This is a genomic window from Streptomyces sp. P9(2023) (assembly GCF_032436795.1).
Classification (GTDB): domain Bacteria; phylum Actinomycetota; class Actinomycetes; order Streptomycetales; family Streptomycetaceae; genus Streptomyces.
On the sequence record NZ_JAUPWM010000002.1, the window covers coordinates 165,694 to 183,421 of the forward strand.

Annotated in this window: 13 protein-coding genes and 3 pseudogenes; 9 read left to right on the plus strand and 7 right to left on the minus strand. The window is 71.7% G+C overall.

What is annotated here, in order from left to right; translation table 11 throughout:
- Positions 1-36: 36 nt before the first annotated feature.
- Positions 37-1,362 (minus strand): MFS transporter, encoded by a 1,326-nt coding sequence (locus tag Q5762_RS03205; RefSeq protein WP_315890368.1) that lies wholly within the window; start codon positions 1,360-1,362, stop codon positions 37-39.
- 253 nt (positions 1,363-1,615) lie between these two features.
- Between Q5762_RS03205 and Q5762_RS03210 the strand changes: the two genes are divergently transcribed.
- From Q5762_RS03210 to Q5762_RS03245, 8 genes and pseudogenes are all read left to right on the plus strand, one after another.
- Positions 1,616-2,443, plus strand: coding sequence for a methyltransferase domain-containing protein (locus Q5762_RS03210; RefSeq protein ID WP_315890369.1), 828 nt, complete (start codon positions 1,616-1,618; stop codon positions 2,441-2,443).
- 113 nt (positions 2,444-2,556) lie between these two features.
- Positions 2,557-3,147 (plus strand): exonuclease, encoded by a 591-nt coding sequence (locus Q5762_RS03215; RefSeq protein ID WP_315890370.1) that lies wholly within the window; start codon positions 2,557-2,559, stop codon positions 3,145-3,147.
- Positions 3,148-4,079: 932 nt separating this feature from the next.
- Positions 4,080-5,483, plus strand: a pseudogene (locus Q5762_RS03220) (family 2B encapsulin nanocompartment shell protein); the annotation flags it as partial.
- Positions 5,419-6,716 (plus strand): annotated as a pseudogene (locus Q5762_RS03225) (family 2 encapsulin nanocompartment cargo protein terpene cyclase). The pseudogenes Q5762_RS03220 and Q5762_RS03225, both read left to right, overlap by 65 nt.
- 14 nt (positions 6,717-6,730) lie before the next feature.
- Entirely contained in the window at positions 6,731-7,615 is an 885-nt protein-coding gene (locus Q5762_RS03230) for a geranyl diphosphate 2-C-methyltransferase (protein WP_315890372.1), read from the plus strand.
- Positions 7,616-7,751: 136 nt separating this feature from the next.
- Positions 7,752-9,068: a cytochrome P450 gene (locus Q5762_RS03235; protein ID WP_315890373.1), complete on the plus strand. Its 1,317-nt coding sequence runs from the start codon at positions 7,752-7,754 to the stop codon at positions 9,066-9,068.
- A 45-nt stretch (positions 9,069-9,113) separates the two neighbouring features.
- Positions 9,114-10,067, plus strand: coding sequence for an immunity 49 family protein (locus Q5762_RS03240; protein WP_315890374.1), 954 nt, complete (start codon positions 9,114-9,116; stop codon positions 10,065-10,067).
- A gap of 65 nt (positions 10,068-10,132) precedes the next feature.
- The gene (locus Q5762_RS03245; protein ID WP_315890375.1) at positions 10,133-10,564 is read left to right on the plus strand and encodes a hydrolase; all 432 of its coding nucleotides are present in this window, start codon (positions 10,133-10,135) and stop codon (positions 10,562-10,564) included.
- A gap of 28 nt (positions 10,565-10,592) precedes the next feature.
- Here the strand turns inward: Q5762_RS03245 and Q5762_RS03250 are convergent, their stop codons facing one another.
- From Q5762_RS03250 to Q5762_RS03265, 4 genes are all read right to left on the minus strand, one after another.
- Positions 10,593-10,793, minus strand: a complete 201-nt coding sequence (locus Q5762_RS03250) for a DUF5988 family protein (protein WP_315890376.1) — start codon at positions 10,791-10,793, stop codon at positions 10,593-10,595.
- A gap of 70 nt (positions 10,794-10,863) precedes the next feature.
- Complete coding sequence (locus Q5762_RS03255) at positions 10,864-11,913, minus strand: ABC transporter ATP-binding protein (RefSeq protein ID WP_315890377.1); 1,050 nt, start codon at positions 11,911-11,913, stop codon at positions 10,864-10,866.
- Positions 11,910-13,508: an iron ABC transporter permease gene (locus Q5762_RS03260; RefSeq protein ID WP_315890681.1), complete on the minus strand. Its 1,599-nt coding sequence runs from the start codon at positions 13,506-13,508 to the stop codon at positions 11,910-11,912. Before Q5762_RS03260 ends, Q5762_RS03255 begins: the two co-directional genes overlap by 4 nt.
- Position 13,509: 1 nt before the next feature.
- Positions 13,510-14,529, minus strand: a complete 1,020-nt coding sequence (locus Q5762_RS03265) for an iron ABC transporter substrate-binding protein (protein WP_315890378.1) — start codon at positions 14,527-14,529, stop codon at positions 13,510-13,512.
- A gap of 173 nt (positions 14,530-14,702) precedes the next feature.
- Here Q5762_RS03265 and Q5762_RS03270 point away from each other — a divergent pair, with 173 nt between their 5' ends.
- On the plus strand, positions 14,703-17,285 hold the full coding sequence (locus Q5762_RS03270; RefSeq protein ID WP_315890379.1) for an AMP-binding protein: 2,583 nt from the start codon (positions 14,703-14,705) through the stop codon (positions 17,283-17,285).
- A gap of 40 nt (positions 17,286-17,325) precedes the next feature.
- On the opposite strand, the gene Q5762_RS03275 is transcribed toward Q5762_RS03270, so the two are convergent.
- Positions 17,326-17,571, minus strand: a complete 246-nt coding sequence (locus Q5762_RS03275; protein WP_315890380.1) for an SDR family oxidoreductase — start codon at positions 17,569-17,571, stop codon at positions 17,326-17,328.
- Positions 17,572-17,618: 47 nt separating this feature from the next.
- Positions 17,619-17,720, minus strand: a pseudogene (locus tag Q5762_RS03280) (hypothetical protein); the annotation flags it as partial.
- Positions 17,721-17,728 lie beyond the last annotated feature (8 nt).

Below are 17,728 nucleotides of genomic sequence, written 5' to 3' on the forward strand. Positions count from 1 at the left end.
GGGCGCGTACCCGGCCGAGGCCCCCGCCATGCCCCCTCAGCGGTCCAGTTCCTTGTGAGCGGTCTCCGGCAGCCGGAGGTACACCACCGAGGAGACGAGGCACAGGACGGCCACGTACCAGGGGAACAGACCCGGGCGGCCCAGTTCCTTGAAGAGCGTCCCGACGTACGGGGCCGTTCCGCCGAAGACCGCGACCGTCAGCGAGTACGGGAAGCCGATCCCGGCCGCCCGGACGCGGGCGGGGAACATTTCGGCGTTCACGGCCGCCGAGATCGAGGTGAAGCCGGTCAGCAACACCATGCCCGCGCACTGCACCAGCAGGAGCGAGAGGAACGAGCCGTCGAGCGCGCGCAGCAGCGGTACGCCGAGCAGGGCGAAGCCGATGCCGAAGAAGAGCAGGAGCGGCTTGCGTCCGAACCGGTCGGAGAGCAGCCCGCCGACCGGTTGCAGGAGGGCGAAGAACGCCAGCGACAGCGTCCCGGCGAGCAGCGCGTCCGCCTTGTCGATGCCGGTGTTGAGCTCCGCGTACGTCGGGAGGTAGGAGGTCCACGTGTAGTACGCGAGGGTTCCGCCGGCCGTGATGCCGCCGATCAGCAGCGAGGCGCGGGGATGCTGCCGCAGCGCCTCGAAGAGGCCAGGTCGGGGAGCGTCCTGCCGTGCGACGTCGTGGGTCTCCTCGGCACCGCGCCGGATCCAGAAGCCGGCGAGGCTCAGCACGGCTCCGAGGAGGAAGGGAATCCGCCAGCCCCAGCCGTTCATCCGCTCGTCCCCGAGCACGGCGACCAGCAGCGCGGCCGTTCCGGAGGCGGCGAGCTGGCCGGCGGAGGTGGAGACGTACTGGAAGGACGAGAAGAGTCCGCGCCGCCCGGGTCCGGCCGATTCGACGAGAAAGGTGGTCGAGGCCGCGAACTCGCCTCCCACCGAGAGCCCTTGGAGCAGCCGGGCGACGACGAGCACGACCGGGGCGAGGACGCCGGCGGCGGCGTACGTCGGGGTGAGACCGACCAGCAGGCTGCTGCCGCCCATGAGGAGGATGGTGACGGTGAGCGCGGCCCGTCGGCCGCGCCGGTCCGCCACGGCGCCCATGAGGAGCCCCCCGATCGGGCGCATGAAGAAGCCGACGGCGAAGACGGCGAACGTCGACAGGAGCGGGACCAGGGAGTTTCCGGCCCCCTTGGGGAAGACCTGGTTCGCGATGTACGCCGCGAGGAAGGTGTACGCGTACCAGTCGTACCACTCGACCGCATTGCCGACGGAGGCCGCCAGCAACTGCCGCAGGGGGCGCCGGGGCGGTGGGGGGAGGGTAGGGCCGGAGGCGGGGCCGAGGGTGGAGTGGAGGCCCACGGGAGGCGTATCTGTCATGATCACGACTTGCCCAGGCTCGGCAGTCCGTACGCCCACGATCTTCTCGCCTCCCGGGGCCCCGTTGGGCCGTTCGGCACCGACGCGGCGCGCCTCGGCCGTCCGGGCGGCGGTCGGGGGAGGATCGGCGGGAGGCGGCTTCGGTACGGGCTGCCCGGCACCGCCCCACCGCGTGAAGAGAACCGGCCATGAAACAGTTCGACGACCCGATGGTCCAGGGCGACACCCCCCGCGCCGCGTCGGCGGCGGCGACGTGAGCACCGAACCGCCCGGGGACGCGCCAGGGAGCGGCCGCTATGGCGATGCGGTGTTCCGTCCCGAGCAGCCGGGCGAGGGCGAGCGCATCGATTTCGGCGCCCTCGCGTACGACGACATCACCATGACGCGGCTGCGGGCACTGGGGGCGGGCCCGGGGTGGCAGTGCCTCGACGTGGGTGCCGGCACGGGCACGGTCTCCCGTCGGCTGTTGGAGGAGGCCCGGGTGGAGAGGGTGCTCGCGGTGGACCGCGACGCGCGCTTCCTCGGCGAACGGCCCGTGGCCGGGCTCGACGTACTGGAGGCCGACGTCACCGCCCCGGACTTCGCCCCTGGCCGGTTCCGGCTGGTCCACGCGCGCTTCGTGCTGATGCACCTGCCCGAGCGCGAGCGCCTGATCACCCGCCTCGCGGATCTCGTCGCGCCGGGCGGTGTACTGGTGCTCAGCGACGCGGTCGACCTGACGAGCGACCGGACGCCCGGGACGCCGTACACGGCCGCGATGCGGGCGATGTGGCAGGGGCTGCGGGACACCATCGGCACCGACGTCTCCTGGGTGCCCTCGTACCCGCAACTGCTGCGCGGAGCCGGGCTCGTGCCGGTCGCGGCCGAGATCCATGTGCCCCCGCTGGTACCGGGCAGCCCCATCAGCCACTTCTGGGCGGACACCTGGGAACGAAGCCGAGCCGCGATGCTCGCCACGGGCCTGGTCGACGACGCGGCCGTCGACAGGGCGATCCGCTACCTCGACTCCGAGGAATGCGCCGCGCTGTCGCCCGGCATGATCACCGCCTGGGGCCGGAAACCGGACGCGACCACGCTCTGACCGGCCCCGACCCTCTTCGGCACGAGCGTCGCCGGTCAACTCGGCGAGTGGACAGCACCTGTTCGAGTCGATGACGATGGGGGCCTTCTACGAGGGCACGCGGAGAGATGACCATGGCGAAAGCTGAGTTCTACGTGTCGGCCGACGTGGAGGCCGACGGCCCGGTGCCCGGGCCGTTCTCGATGTCGAGCTTCGGGCTGGCGGTCGCGGGGGCCCACGACGGATCGGTGTTCAATGCCTGTGACCCCGCCGAGCGCACGTTCTACGCCGAGCTCAAGCCGATCGGCGACGCCTACGACCCGGAGGCCCTGGCGGTCAGCGGCCTGGACCGCGACCGGCTGACACGGGAAGGCCAGGAGCCCGCGCAGGCCATGAACGCCGCGGCGGCCTGGCTCGCGGGCGTGTCCGACGAGCTGGCCGCCGTTCCGGTGTTCGTCGCGTACCCGCTGGGCTACGACTGGATGTGGATGTACTGGTACTTCATGCGGTTCGCGGACGCCGGCTCGCCGTTCGGCCACTCCCGGTGCATGGACGTCAAGACGCTGTACGCCGCGAAGGCCTCCGTCCCGGTCAACAAGGCGACGAAGCGGTCGATGCCCCGCCATCTGCTGTCCTCACGCCCCCACACCCACAACGCCCTGGACGACGCGATCGAACAGGCCGAGTTGTTCCAGAACCTGATGACGTGGGAAGCCGGCGCCTGAACCGCCCGACGCGGGCCTGACGAGCCGACCACGCAGGGGTGAACGCGGCCCACCCGTACGGCTGCCCGCCGGCCGCCGGTCCAGCTCGATTCCGGGTAATAGCCCAGCTGGTACGGCGACAACCGGGAGATCGCGAGTTCCCCCGCGCCACGGCAGATCGGGCAGACGCGCTCCCGGCGGCATTCGCCGCGGGCGTGACTGTCTCGGCCGTGCGCACCGGCTCCGGCCACGGGAACTCCTGGGCTCGTACAAGGCCATCGCCGGCGTCCGCCCGCTGAACCACACGATGGGCACCTGGTCGCCCACATGGATCTCGATGTCGTTGCCGTCGCGGCGGCCGGTGACCACCGTGCGGGGCCTGCCGCCGACGCTCTCCTCCGACGTCGCCACTTACCAGCCCCGCCGAGCCGAGCAGGGCCGTCGCGCGGGACGCGATGTCGGTGGCGCCGGCACTCGCGGGACGCTCCCCGCTGAAGGAGCAGGCCGAGTACGGGTAGCGGAGCGGTTCGTGCCGGTCGACGATGCGCGGCTCGTCGAGAAACAGCAGGCGTAGGTCACTGCCGGGGGCCAGGTCGTATACGGCAGCCATGCCTGCCCCCCCTCGACCGGGCGTTTCACCGCCTGATCATCGGGATCCTGGCGCCGGTCGCTCTGGCTGCGCGGCCCGGCCACGCACCGCTCGGCGGCTATCGGTCAGGTGGCTCGAATGTCGTAGGTCGCCCGGATAAACCCCGTGCGAATCAAGGTCACTTCATCGAGGTAATCCCCGCGGGATGACACGGCTACCAGGGCGTTTCCGCCGCTACTGTTCATCGGGATCCGGACGGATTCCCGATGGTTCGACCCGCTTTCCACCCCTCGCCCTCTCCCTCTTTCACCGCTTGGCGTGCGCGGCCGCCGATCACCCACCGCGCGTAAGGAGATCTCGTCCGATGACCGTTGAGACCGGCCCGGAAGCTGAGGCGGTATCGCCACCCCAGCAGTCCAGCCTGAGTACCGCGGCCGCCCGCAACCTCGCCACCACGACCAAGTCCACCCCGCAGATGCAGGAGATCACCTCCCGCTGGCTGCTGCGGATGCTCCCCTGGGTGGAGACCAAGGGTGGCGCCTACCGTGTGAACCGGCGGCTCAGCTACACCGTCGGCGACGGACGCATCGAGTTCGTCCAGGACGGTCCGGACGTACGGGTGATCCCCCAGGAGCTCGGCGAACTGTCCTTGCTGCGCGGCTTCGACGACCTCGCCGTGCTGACCGCGATCGCCGACCGGTGCGTCCGGCGCGACTTCGGGGCCGGTGAGGTGCTGGTCGAGCGCGGTACACCCGCCCAGCAGATCCACCTGATCGCCCGCGGCCGGATCAACCAGACCTCTGTCGGCAAGTACGGCGACGAGGTCGGCGTCGCCGTGCTCGCCGACGGCGACCGGTTCGGCGAGCACGCCCTCCTGGACGGCGAGGGCAGCTGGGACCACACCGCCACCGCCGAGACCGCGGGCACCCTGCTCACCCTGTCCCGCGCCGACTTCGCCGCCGTGCTGGCCTCGGCGCCGCATCTCCAGGCCCACATCCGGCGGTTCAGCTCGCTGCCGCACCAGCGGCAGAACCGCCACGGCGAGGCCGAGATCGCGATGTCCGCCGGTCACACCGGCGAAGTCGCGCTCCCAGGTGCCTTCGTGGACTACGAGCTCAAGCCGCGCGAGTACGAACTCTCCGTCGCCCAGACCGTTCTCAAGGTCCACACGAGGGTCGCCGACCTCTACAACGGGCCGATGAACCAGACCGAGGAGCAGCTCAGGCTCACCATCGAGGCGCTGCGCGAGCGCCAGGAGTACGAGCTGATCAACAACCGCGAGTTCGGTCTGCTCCACAACGCCGACTACAAGCAGCGGATCCAGCCCCACTCGGGCCCGCCCACCCCGGACGACCTCGACGAGCTGCTCTGCCGCCGCCGCGGCACCAGGCTCTTCCTCGCCCACCCCCGGACGATCGCCGCGATCGGGCGCGAGTGGAACGCCTGCGGGCTCTACCCGGAGACCGCCGAGCTCGACGGGCACCAGGTCCTTGCCTGGCGCGGGGTCCCGATCCTGCCCTGCGACAAGATCCCGATCAGCAAGGAGAACACCAGCTCGATCCTCGCCATGCGCATCGGCGAGGACAACCAGGGCGTCATCGGGCTGCGCCAGACAGGCCTGCCGGAGGAGCACGAGCCGGGCCTGTCGGTGCGCTTCATGGGCATCGGCGAGCAGGCGATCATGTCCTACCTCGTCACCACCTATTACTCCGCGGCCATCCTCGTACCCAACGCCCTCGGTGTGCTGGAGAACGTGCAGATCGCCCGCAGGCACGCCTAGCCGGTCCGGCCCCGGCCCGCGACGGCCGGCCACCACAGCCCCCACCCCACCAAGGAGTTACGGATGCCCGATCCCGGGCTCTCCCCCGCCCTGTCTTCCCTGGAACGGATCCTGCGCGGCCCCACCGGTCTGGGCACGTCGAGCCTCTATCCGGCCCGGCTCGACGAACCCCCGGCGGAACCGCTCGCATCGACGGAACCGGTCGTACCGACGGAACCAGCCGCAGCGGCCGAACCCGCGGCGGGAAATCCGATCCCCGGCCTCTACTTCCACCCGGTCCCCGAGCCCGACCCGGTGCGCGTGGACGAGGTCAGTCGAAGGATCAAGGACTGGGCGGTCGACGAGGTCGAGCTGTTCCCCGAGGACTGGGAGGGCCAGTTCGACGGCTTCTCCGTCGGGCGCTACATGGTCGCCTGCCATCCGGACGCTCCGAGCGTCGACCATCTGATGATCGCCACGCGGCTGATGGTCGCCGAGAACGCGGTCGACGACATCTACTGCGAGGACCACGGTGGTTCGCCCATCGGCCTCGGCGGCCGCCTTCTCCTCGCGCACACCGCCCTGGACCCCCTGTACACGACGGCGGACTACCAGCCGCAGTGGGCGGAGTCGCTGCACGCGGACGCCCCGCGACGTGCCTACCGCTCCGCGATGGAGTACTTCGTCCAGCTGTCCACCCCCTCCCAGGCCGACCGGTTCCGGCACGACATGGCCCGGCTGCACCTCGGGTACCTCGCCGAGGCCGCCTGGTCCGAGACGGAGCACGTCCCGGAGGTGTGGGAGTACCTGGCGATGCGGCAGTTCAACAACTTCCGGCCCTGCCCCACCATCACCGACACCGTCGGCGGCTACGAACTGCCGACCGACCTGCACGCGCAGCCCGCGATGCAGCGGGTCATCGCGCTGGCCGGCAACGCGACGACCATCGTCAACGACCTGTACTCCTACACCAAGGAGCTCAACAGCCCCGGCCTGCACCTCAATCTGCCCGTGGTGATCAGCGAACGCGAGGCCGTCTCCGACCAGGACGGCTATCTGAAGGCTGTCGAGGTCCACAACGACCTCATGCACGCCTTCGAGGACGCGGCCGCCGAGCTGGCCGCCGCCTGCCCCGTCCCGAACGTCCTGCGCTTCCTGCGCGGCGTGGCCGCCTGGGTCGACGGCAACCACTACTGGCACCAGACCAACACCTACCGCTACAGCCTGCCCGATTTCTGGTAAGAACGGATTGATCTGTGACCAACACCGAGCTCCCCACCTTCAACGGCACCTCCGCGTTCGTCCCCGGCCCGGCGACGCCGTACCAGGGAGACATCGCCCGTTACTGGAACAACGAGGCCAGGCCCGTGAACCTGCGCCTCGGTGACGTCGACGGGCTCTACCACCACCACTACGGCATCGGCGACGTCGACCACGCCGCCCTCGGCGACACCGCCGACAGCGCGTACGAGAAGAAGCTGATCGCCGAACTCCACCGCCTGGAGTCGGCGCAGGCCGAGGTCCTCCTGGACCACCTCGGCTCCATCGGGCGCGACGACACGCTCGTGGACGCCGGCTGCGGCCGGGGCGGTTCGATGGTGATGGCCCACCAGCGGTTCGGATGCAAGGTCGAGGGCGTCACCCTCTCGGCCAAGCAGGCCGAGTTCGCGAACCGGCGTGCCGGTGAACTCGGCATCGGGGACCACGTCCGCGCCCGCGTGTGCAACATGCTCGACACGCCCTTCGAGACGGGGCAGGCGGCGGCCTCGTGGAACAACGAGTCGAGCATGTACGTCGACCTGGGCGACCTCTTCGCCGAGCACTCCCGCGTCCTGGAGGTCGGCGGCCGCTATGTGACCATCACCGGCTGCTGGAACCCGCGCTACGGACAGCCCTCGAAGTGGGTCTCCCAGATCAACGCGCACTTCGAGTGCAACATCCACTCCCGCCGGGAGTACCTGCGCGCCATGGCCGACAACCGCCTCGTCCCGCAGGCCGTCGTCGACCTGACGCCCGCGACCCTCCCGTACTGGGAGTTGCGGGCCACGTCGTCCCTGGTCACCGGTATCGAAGAGGCGTTCATCAACTCGTACAAGGACGGCTCGTTCCAGTACGTCCTGATCGCGGCGGACCGCGTCTGACCTGTCCGACCCGTCCGACCGTTCGACCTGTCCGAGGGGAGCGGGCGAGGTGGCCTGTCGCCCACCGCGCCCGCTCCCCTACAGTGCGTGATGCTCGCATCGTAACGCGGCACCGCCCCCGAACAGGAGCAGCCCCGTGGCCACCACCGCCCGCCCCGGCTCGGTCCCCGAACTGGACCCCGCCGTCGTCAAGCAATGGCAGGCGGACGGAGGAGAGCTCGTCGACCTGTTCGCCCAGGCGCGCGAACGGCTCGGCGGCATCGCCGCGTTCCGGCTCGGACCGCGGCCGACCGTCCTGGTCACCGACCCGCAGGCCGTGCAGCACGTGCTCGCGCGCCAGCCCGGCCGGTACGTGAAACGCTCGCACCGCGCCCGGCTACTGATCGGCGACGGCGTCCTGGCCGCGACGGGCGAGGCGTGGCAGCGCCAACGGAAGCTGCTGCAGTCCCAGTTCACCGGCCGGGGAATGCGCCGCTACGAGCAGCGGATCGGCGAGGCCGCCCGGACCGCCGCGGCGCGCTGGGACACGTACGCCCGCACTGGGCAGGTGTTCGACGTCGGCGACGAGATGCGCCGCTTCGCCCTGGACACCATCTGGCGGTCCTTGACCGGACATCCCCTCGAACCCGGTACGGAGCGTGAACTGGGAGCCGTGCCCGCCGTGGTGGCCGCGCTGCCCAGCCTGCCCGCCGACGGCGCCGCGGCCGAAGGGGCCGTCGCCGCCGACCTGGCCAGAATCGATGCCGTGGCGAGCCGTGCCATCGCCGCGGCCCGGGACGGAGCGGCCGGGCCCGACGGCCCGGGCCTGCTGCACGTCCTGATCGAGGCGGCCGGAAGGCATCCCGAGTACACCGACCGGCTGATCCGGGACGAGCTGGTCACCCTCCTCGTCGCCGGTCACGAGACCACCGCCACCACCCTGACCTGGCTCTATCTTCTCCTGGACCGGAACCCGCAGGCCCGGGAGCAGGCCCTCGCCGCGGGCGCCGAGGGCTCTCCCGAACGGCGGCAGGCCGTCCAGGCGCTCGTCCACGAGACGCTGCGGCTCTACCCGTCGGCCTGGCTGCTGCCGCGCTGCGCGGCGGAGGACGATGTCCTCGCCGGATATGCGGTCGAGGCCGGAACCGACGTCCTGGTCTGCCCCTACCTCACCCACCGGGACCCGGATCTCTGGGAGGACCCCCTGCGGTTCGACCCGGAGCGCTTCACGACCCCCGGACGACGCCCCACGCACCCCGGGAGCTACCTCCCGTTCGGCATCGGGCCGCGGGCGTGCCTGGGTCTGCAGTTCGCGCTCCGGGAGTCGACCGTCCTCCTTGAGCACCTTCTGCCCGCCCACGTGCCACGTTTCGGCTCCACGCCGGCCAAGGCCGCGTACGGCCTCACCGTCCGCCCCGACGGCCCTGCCCCCGCAACACTCCGGGCTCCGGGAAGCGATGTCCGAGGCCGCTGATAGCGTGCCGCTCGACGGCGGATCGATCTTGAAAGGACTGCACTCGTGCGGGAAGTGGCGGTTCACGAGCTGAGCGAGGAGCGCATAGCTGCAGCGCTCGACGACATCCACGGGCGGGCGTTCGGGAGGTGGCACAGCATGCGTTACGACAGCTTCCGCCTCGACCGGCTGCGGGAGATGGCCGACGAACTGCTCGATCACGTCGCCGCTCGCGCGCTGACCGAGCCCGGGCTCGACGACATCTCGCGCCGCGCGCTGCTGACGGCCGCGGAGTGCTCGTTGGGCGTGATCAGCCTCGGCTGCTACCCCAACGGCGACCAGGAGCTCAGGTTCCCCCTCGTCCGCGAGGAGTTGACCAGCGAGGAGTTGGCGTTCAAGGACGTCGTCGACGAGGCTCCCACGGCCCGTACGTGGCTGGACACGTTCGCGGCCGTCGTGGTCAGCGGGCTGGTGTGGGATTGGCAGCGGGTCACGGGACTCCTCCTGCGCGGTGACTTCGCCCGCGATATCCGCGACGGGGTGCCGTACTCGAAGCTGACCTCGACGTCGGAGCCGGCCGACCTGGCCGCGATGGAGGCGCTCTGCCTCTACCTGACCGAGGAGAGCGGGCACCTGCCTCGCGACTGGCCGACCGTGCCGCTGCGCAAGCCGGACCCGCAGGAGTTGGCCGACGCGGCCGAACGCCTCGACGCGGCCGGGGTGCTGACGCCGGATCAGCGACTGCTGCGCGTCCTGCTCGACGACGACCGGCGCGCCTTCGAGGAGGCCCTGGCGGACCGGCTCGTCGCCCACCGCGAGAGCGTGGGCACGGACCCGGCCCCGCGCACGCTGCTGCCGCTCGACACCCTCGCCCTGGCCGCGCTCGCCGTCCAGGTGCACGGATGGGAGCTGGACCTCCGCACCGCGTACCTGCCGCACGGCATCGTGGGCTCCTCGGACGCCCTCCGGCGCGCCGCGGACGCGGGTGAGAACAACCTCGGGGTCTGGCACGCGAAGTAGGCGGGGGCAGGGCGCACTCGTCGAAAGGTTGCTCGATCCGTTCGCGGGTGGGTCATGATGAGGGGATGGTGTCGATCATCAGCGGTCTGCCGGCGGAGTTCTGGTCCGTCCGGTACGACGGTTCGCGTTTCCCGGGCGCGGCGGCCGTGGCCGCCCGGCCGGGTCTCGCGCCCGGCGCCAACTGCCAGGTGTTCGCGTACGAGGTGCTCAGGCACTACGGCCTGACCCCTCCGGATCTGCGCTCCTCCGAGCTCTGGAGCGACACGGAGGCCACCGTCCACGTGCCGGTCGCGGAGCCGCTCGACCTGGTCCTGTTCAACTCCACCACCCGCGCCTACGGGGCTCATATCGGTGTCCACGTCGGGGACGACGCGATCCTCCACCTGTGCGCGGAGGTCGGACACCCGACGGTGTGGGCGGCGGCGGACTTCGCGGCACGAGAGCGCTACGCCATCCGGCTCGGCGCCAAGAGGGTCCTCTCGCCCCGGCCGGCCTGAGACACCCCCTGGGGGAGGTCGTGGGCTGCTACTCGGCGATCTCCGTGCGTTCCCACCACTCGTACACCCGAAGGGTCCCCTCTGCGGTGTCCTCTCGGCGCGGGGTCTCCCTGAAGTGCTCGTATCCACCGCGATGCGGAATCTTCAGGTCCTCGGCGGGGGTCTCGACAGGGACGATCCGCTCATGCAGGTCGTCAGGCCCGCCCTCCAGCAATGCCTTGTGCGTCATGACACCAGTCTCACCAAGATCGCCGCTCACCGCAGCGCGGCGGACCTCCGGGCACTCTCGTCGGACCCGGTCAGGCCGCCGTGTCCGGGTGCAGGGTGGCCTCGCCGGTGAGGCGTACGCCGACCCGGTGGCCCGGTGCCACCAGCAGCGGGCCGGGGGTTCGGATGTCGACCGTCCGGTCCAGGCCGTCGACGGCGACCGTGACCATGGCGTCGTGGCCGAAGAACCGGACCTCGGTGACCACGCCTTCGGAGTCCACGGCCTGCGGCTCGGCCAGCTGGAGCTGTTCGGGGCGGAGGAGGACGAGGCCGTCCTGGAGGCCCTGCGGGGCCGTGGCGAGAGGGATGCGTCCCAGCGCGGTCGTGGCGACGTCCTTGTCGGCGGTTCCGGGCACGATGACGGCTTCGCCGACGAAGGAGGCGACCCAGGGGTCTACGGGCCGGCGGTAGAGGTCCTGCGGGGTGGCGCACTGGGCGACGCGGCCGTGGCGGAGGACGGCGACGAGGTCGGCGGTGGACAGGGCCTCCTGCTGGTCGTGGGTGACGAGCAGACCGGTGGCGCCGCTCTCCCTCAGCATGGCGCGGACCTCCGCCCGTACGGCCCCGCGCAGTCCGCTGTCGAGGGCGCTGAACGGCTCGTCGAGCAGTACGAGATGGGGCCGGGGAGCGAGTGCGCGGGCGAGGGCGACCCGCTGCTGCTGGCCGCCGGAGAGCTCGTGCGGCATGCGGTCGCCGTAGCCGGGCAGACCCACCAGGTCCAGCATCTCCGCCACGCGGGCTCGCCGGCCCGCCCGGTCGACGTCGGTGAGCCCGAAGGCGATGTTCCGGGCCACGCTCAGGTGTGGGAAGAGCGCGCCCTCCTGGGGCACGATGCCGATGCGGCGCCGCTCGGGCGGCAGATGGACGCCGGGCCCGCCGAGCAGTCGGCCGCCGACGGTCACGGTGCCGGCGTCGGCCTTGAGGAAGCCCGCGATCACGCGCAGCAGGGTGGTCTTGCCGCAGCCGGAGGGGCCGAGGACGGCGGCGAGGGAGCCGCCGGGGACGGTGAGGTCGAGGCCGTCGAGGACCGGCGCCCCCGGTCCGTACGCCGTGACGACCTGCCGGACCTCTAGCTCGTTCATGTGCGGTGCCTTCCGAGGAGGTACGAGGGGACAGCGGCCAGCAGGATCAGCGCGGCGGCGTACGGGGCGGCCGCTGCGAAGGACCCGGTGCCGGTCTCGGTCCACAGCCGGGTGGCCAGGGTGTCCATACCGGTCGGGCGCAGCAGCAGGGTGGCCGGGAGTTCCTTCATGCAGACCACGAAGGTGAGGGCGGCGCCGGCGGCGACGCCGGGCGCGGCGAGCGGCAGCGTGATCTCCCGCAGCACGCCGAGGGGCGTCCGGCCGAGGGAGCGGGCCACGTCGTCGAGGACGGGCGGCGCCTGGAGGACGGCGGCGCGGGTGGCGGCCACCGCGACGGGCAGGAACAGCACCGCGTACGCGCAGATCAGCAGCGGTGTCTCCTGGTAGAGCGGGCGGGCGTAGCGGACGGCGAAGAAGACCAGGGCGAGGGCGACGGTGATGCCGGGCACGGCGTGGCCCGCGTACGCGGCCTGTTCGAGGAGGTGGGCGAGCCGGCCCCGGTGGCGTGCGGCGATGACGCCGACCGGCAGCGCGAGCAGGGTGGTGAGGGCGGCGCCGGCGGCGGCGACACCGAGGGTGGTGAGCGCGGTGCTGGTCAGCAGGGCCGGGTCCCAGGTGGCGGAGGTGCCGACGGAGAGCCAGTAGCCGAGCGTGGCGAGCGGGAAGCCGACGGCCAGGGCCACGATCGCGCCGCACCAGGCGAGGGCGAGGGGCCGCGTGCGGCCGAGGGCGGCCGGGACGGCCCGCCGGGCGGTTCCGGTGCCGGTACGGGCGTAGTCGGCGCGGCCCCGGGTGCGGGTCTCGGCGGCGACGAGCAGCACCGTCATGAGGACCAGGACGGCGCTGAGCGCGGCGGCCGGGGTGCGGTCGAAGCTGGCCCGGTAGGAGGTGTAGACGCCGAGAGTGAAGGTGTCGTACCGCATGAGGGAGACGGCGCCGAAGTCCGAGAGTACGTACAGCGCGACGAGCAGACCGCCGCCGGCGGCGGCGGGCCGCAGCTGCGGCAGGGTGACGCGGACGAAGGTACGGAACGGGCCATGCCCGAGGGAACGCGCCACCTCCTCGTGGCCGGGGTCGGTGCCGCGCAGGGCGGCGGCGACCGGGAGGTACACGTAGGGGAAGCTCACCAGGGTGAGGGCGAGCGCCGAGCCGGTGAATCCGGCCAGCGACGGGGCGGCCGAGAGCCAGGCGAAGGCGGTGACGTAACTGGGCACGGCCAGCGGCAGGGTGGCGAGGACGGACCAGGCCCGGGCGGCGGGCAGCGCGGTGCGCACGGTCAGCCAGGCGAGCGAGACGCCGATCAGCAGGCAGGCGGCGACGACGACGGCGGTCAGGCCGAGGCTGCGCAGGAGCAGTTCGCCGGTGCGGTCGTCGGCGATGACGTCCCAGGCGTAGGCGGGGCCGCGTTCGAGGGCGCGGACGGCGAGGTAGCCCAGCGGCAGGACGGCCAGCAGGGCGGCGGCCGTGGCGGGCGCGATCAGGATCCAGGAGGGCCGGCCCGGGGCGCGCCGCCGCCCGGCGGATGCCGGGGCATCTGCCGGGCGGAGGGCGTCGTGGGCGTCGTGCGGCCGGACCCGGGCGTCCGGTGAGCTCACGTCAGACAAGTCCGACGTCCTGGAGCATGGCCAGGGTCTCCTTGAGGGAGTCGAGCTTGCCGAGGTCGATCTTCGGCGGCTGCAGGGTCTCCAGCGCCGGCACGCCCTCGGCGGTCTTCACGCCGGCGGCCAGCGGGTACTCCTTGGTCTCCTCGGCGAAGTACGTCTGCGCCTCGGCGGAGAGGAGGTAGTCGACGGCCTTCTGCGCGTACTCGGCCTGCTTCTTGTCCGCGCCCTTGAGGATGCCGACGCCGGCGACGTTGACCAGACCGCCGGGGTCGCCGTCGGGCAGGTAGTGCACCTTGGCCTTGAGCTGGTCCGCGCCCTTCTCGGCGGCCTGCTCGTACCAGTAGTAGTGGTTGATCAGGCCGAGCGAGACCTCGCCCTTGTCGACGGCCTCCAGCACCTTGAGGTTGTTGTCGTACTTCTTGGGGTCGTTGGCCTTCAGGCCCTTGAGCCAGGTGCGGGCGGCGTCGTCGCCCTCCAGGACGCGCATGCCGGTGACGAAGGCCTGGAAGGAGGCGTTGGTCGGGACGAAGCCGATCTTGCCCTTCCACTCCGGCTTGACCAGCTCGTGCACGCTGTTCGGCGGGGTGGGGACCTGGGCAGGGTCGTACGCGAGGACGCGGACGCGGCCGCTGACACCCGTCCAGTCGCCGGCGGAACTGCGGTGGGCGGCGGCGACCTTGTCGAGGGTGGCCTTGGGGAGCGGGGTGAGGCGCTGCTCCGCGGAGAGCGCGCCGAGGGCGCCGGCGTCCTGGGAGAGGAAGAGCCCTGCCTCGGTCTTGTCGCCTTCCTCCAGGAGCTGGGCGGACAGTTCGGCACTGTCTCCGTAGCGGACCTCGACGTTGGCGCCGAGGTGCTTCTCCAGCTTCTCGATGAGCGGCTTCACGAGGTTCTCGTTGCGGCCGGAGTAGATGACGAGATCGGCCGGTTCGTCGCTGCCGCAGGCGGCGAGCGCGGGTGTGAGCAGGACGGCCGCGGCGAGCGCGGTCATGGTGCGGGCCAAGGGGCGGCGCATGCGGGTGGGGCCTTCCTGCTGTCAACTATCAAGGAAACCTGTGAGTACGGCATTAATAAGGTAAAGCTAACCTAAGGGTCAAGTCCGGTTTTGATAACAACACGGTTCCGACTGGGCATCCGAGGCGACCACCCCCTCTTCTCGACAAGGAAAGGCTTACCTACGATGCGCCCGTGACGCTCCTCCCTGCCCCGCCCGTCGGTGGCCATGCCCTCCCGTTCGCCCGTGACCTCGCGCTGCACGGCGACCGCACCGCCCTCGTGACCGCCGACGGCGAGATCTCGTACCGCGAGCTGGCCCACCGGGTCGACGAGACGGCCCGCCGGCTCGGCACCCACCGCCGGCTTGTCCTGCTGCCCGGCGCCAACACCGTCGGCGCGCTCGTCGTCCACCTGGCCGCGCTGTCGGCGGGCCACGCGGTGCTGCTCGTGCCCGGCGACCACCCCGAGGCGGTCGCCGCGCTCATCTCGGCGTACGACCCGGACGTCGTGGTCCATCCGGGGAACGACGAGGAGGGGCAGGACACTTGGCGGATCGAGGAGCGGCATCCCGCGTCCGCCCACACCCTCCACCCCGACCTCGCGCTCCTGCTCAGCACCTCGGGCTCCACCGGCTCGCCCAAGCTGGTCCGGCTCTCCTACGAGAACCTCCAGGCGAACGCCGATTCGATCGCCACCTACCTCGGCATCCGCGACACCGATCGGGCCGCGACCACACTGCCGATGCACTACTGCTACGGCCTGTCCGTGATCCACAGCCACCTGCTGCGCGGCGCCGGACTCGTACTGACCGGCCTCTCGGTGGCCGACGCCTGCTTCTGGGACCTCTTCCGGGCGGCCGGCGGCACGTCGCTGGCCGGTGTCCCGTACACTTTCGACCTGCTCGACCGGGTCGGTTTCGCCGACATGGACCTCCCGCACCTGCGGTACGTCACCCAGGCCGGCGGTCGCCTCGCGCCCGAACGCGTCACCCGCTACGCCGAACTGGGCGCGCGACGCGGCTGGGAGCTGTTCGTCATGTACGGCCAGACCGAGGCGACCGCCCGCATGGCCTATCTGCCGCCGGCCCTGACCACCGCACATCCCGGGGCGATCGGCGTCCCGGTGCCCGGCGGCTCGTTCTCCCTCGAACCCGTCGAGGAGTCCCCCGGCACCGACATCGGCGAACTCGTCTACGCCGGCCCGAACGTCATGCTCGGCTACGCCCACACCCGCGACGACCTCGCACTCGGCCGTACGGTCGACACCCTGCGCACCGGTGACCTCGCCCGCCGCACCGAGGACGGCGTGTACGAGATCGTCGGCCGGCGCAGCCGCTTCCTGAAGATCCTCGGCCTGCGCGTCGACCCCTCGCAGATCGAGGCCATGCTCGAACGGCACGGCCTCGACGCCCTGTGCGCGGGCGACGACGAGGCACTCGCCCTCGCCGTCGTCCGAAGACCCGGCTGGGACGAGCGGCGGATCCGAAGACGCGTGGTGGACGCGTGCGGCCTGCCCGCCCGCGCGGTCCGCGTCCACCTGCTGCCCGAACTCCCCCGGCTTCCCACGGGCAAGCCCGACTACCCGGCCGTACGCGGCCTGAACCACCCGGCCGTCGATTCGCCGGCCGGCGGGCTCGCGACCCCGGACGACCTCTGCGGGCTGTACGCACGGATCCTGGACCGCCCCGACGTGACGCCGGACAGCTCCTTCGTCTCCCTCGGCGGCGACTCCCTGTCGTACGTCGAGATGTCACTCCACGTCGAAGAGCGCCTGGGTCACCTGCCGCCGAGCTGGCACACGACGCCCATCCGCGAACTGGAAGAGCACCGGAGGCCCGACGGGGAAGGCCGGTCGCGGCGGCACGTGGAGACCAGCGTCGTCCTGCGCGCGGTGGCCATCGTGTGCGTGGTCGGCTCGCACATCAGCCTCTTCAACCTCCGTGGCGGGGCCCATCTGCTGCTCGCCGTCGCCGGCTACAACTTCGCCCGCTTCCTGCTCGCCGATCCCGAGCGCCGCGAAAGGACGCGCCGTACGGCCCGTGGCATCGCGCGGATAGCCGTCCCCACCATGGCCTGGACCGCCTTCGCGCTCCTCGTCGACGACGACTACGACCTCTCCAATCTCTTCCTCCTGCACAACGCGCTCTGGCCCGAGGACATGGGCAGCCGCATCCACCTCTGGTTCATCGAGGCCCTCGTCTACATCCTGCTGGCCCTGATGGCCCTGCTCGCCGTCCCCGCGGTGCACCGACTGGAGCGCCGCTTTCCGTACGGCCTGCCGGTCGCCCTGGCCGGCGTCGGCCTGCTCACCCGCTACGAGCTGGTGGGCCTGCCGGCCCGGGCCGAGATCACCGACGCGGTCACCGTCTTCTGGCTCTTCGCCCTCGGCTGGGTGGCCGCCCGGTCCCGCACCGTGTGGCGGCGGCTCCTCGTGACGCTCGCCGCGCTGGCCACCGTTCCCGGCTTCTTCCCCGGAGAACCGGGCCGTGAGCTGTTCGTCATGGCGGGCTTCTGCCTGCTGGTGTGGTTCCCGGCCCTCCCCAGCAGCCACCGCGTCAACCAGGTGGCGGGCCTGCTCGCCGGCAGCTCGCTGGCCATCTACCTGACGCACTGGCAGGTCTTCCCGCTCTTCGACGACGTGTCGGAACCCCTGGCCCTCGCCGTCTCCCTCGCCTTCGGCATCGCGTACGCCAAGGGTGTCACCCGACTCGTCCAGCGCGCCTCGGCCCTGCTCGCGACCCGGAGGCGCCCGACGCCCAGCCGGCCGGCAGGCTAGGAATCTGCTGTGTCGTCGCCTGCCGGGCACCTGGTGCGTGTCAGCGCATGAACAGGCAGCCGTTGGCGTCCCAGCTGGCGCCCGTGACGGTGTCGGCGTGGTCCTCGGCGAGCAGCACCACCATGTCGACGAACCTGGGGCGGCCGAGCCGGCCCACCGGGATCACGGCCTCGGTCTGTGCGAGCTTCTCGGGGTCGACGGTGCGGCGCACCACGGGCAGGTTCTGCGGGCCGGGCAAGACCACGTTGACAGTGACGCCGTGCGGGGCGAGGTCGCGCGCGAACACCTGGTGAGCGTGGCGACTCCACCCTTGGCCGCCGCGTAGTGCGCGCCCGTCGCGGTGCCACCGTTCTGCCCGGCCGGCGAGCCGATGTTGACGATGCGTCCGTAGCCGCGTCGCTCACGGTCCTGCGCCGCTACGAACCGGACGCCCAGCTCGGCAC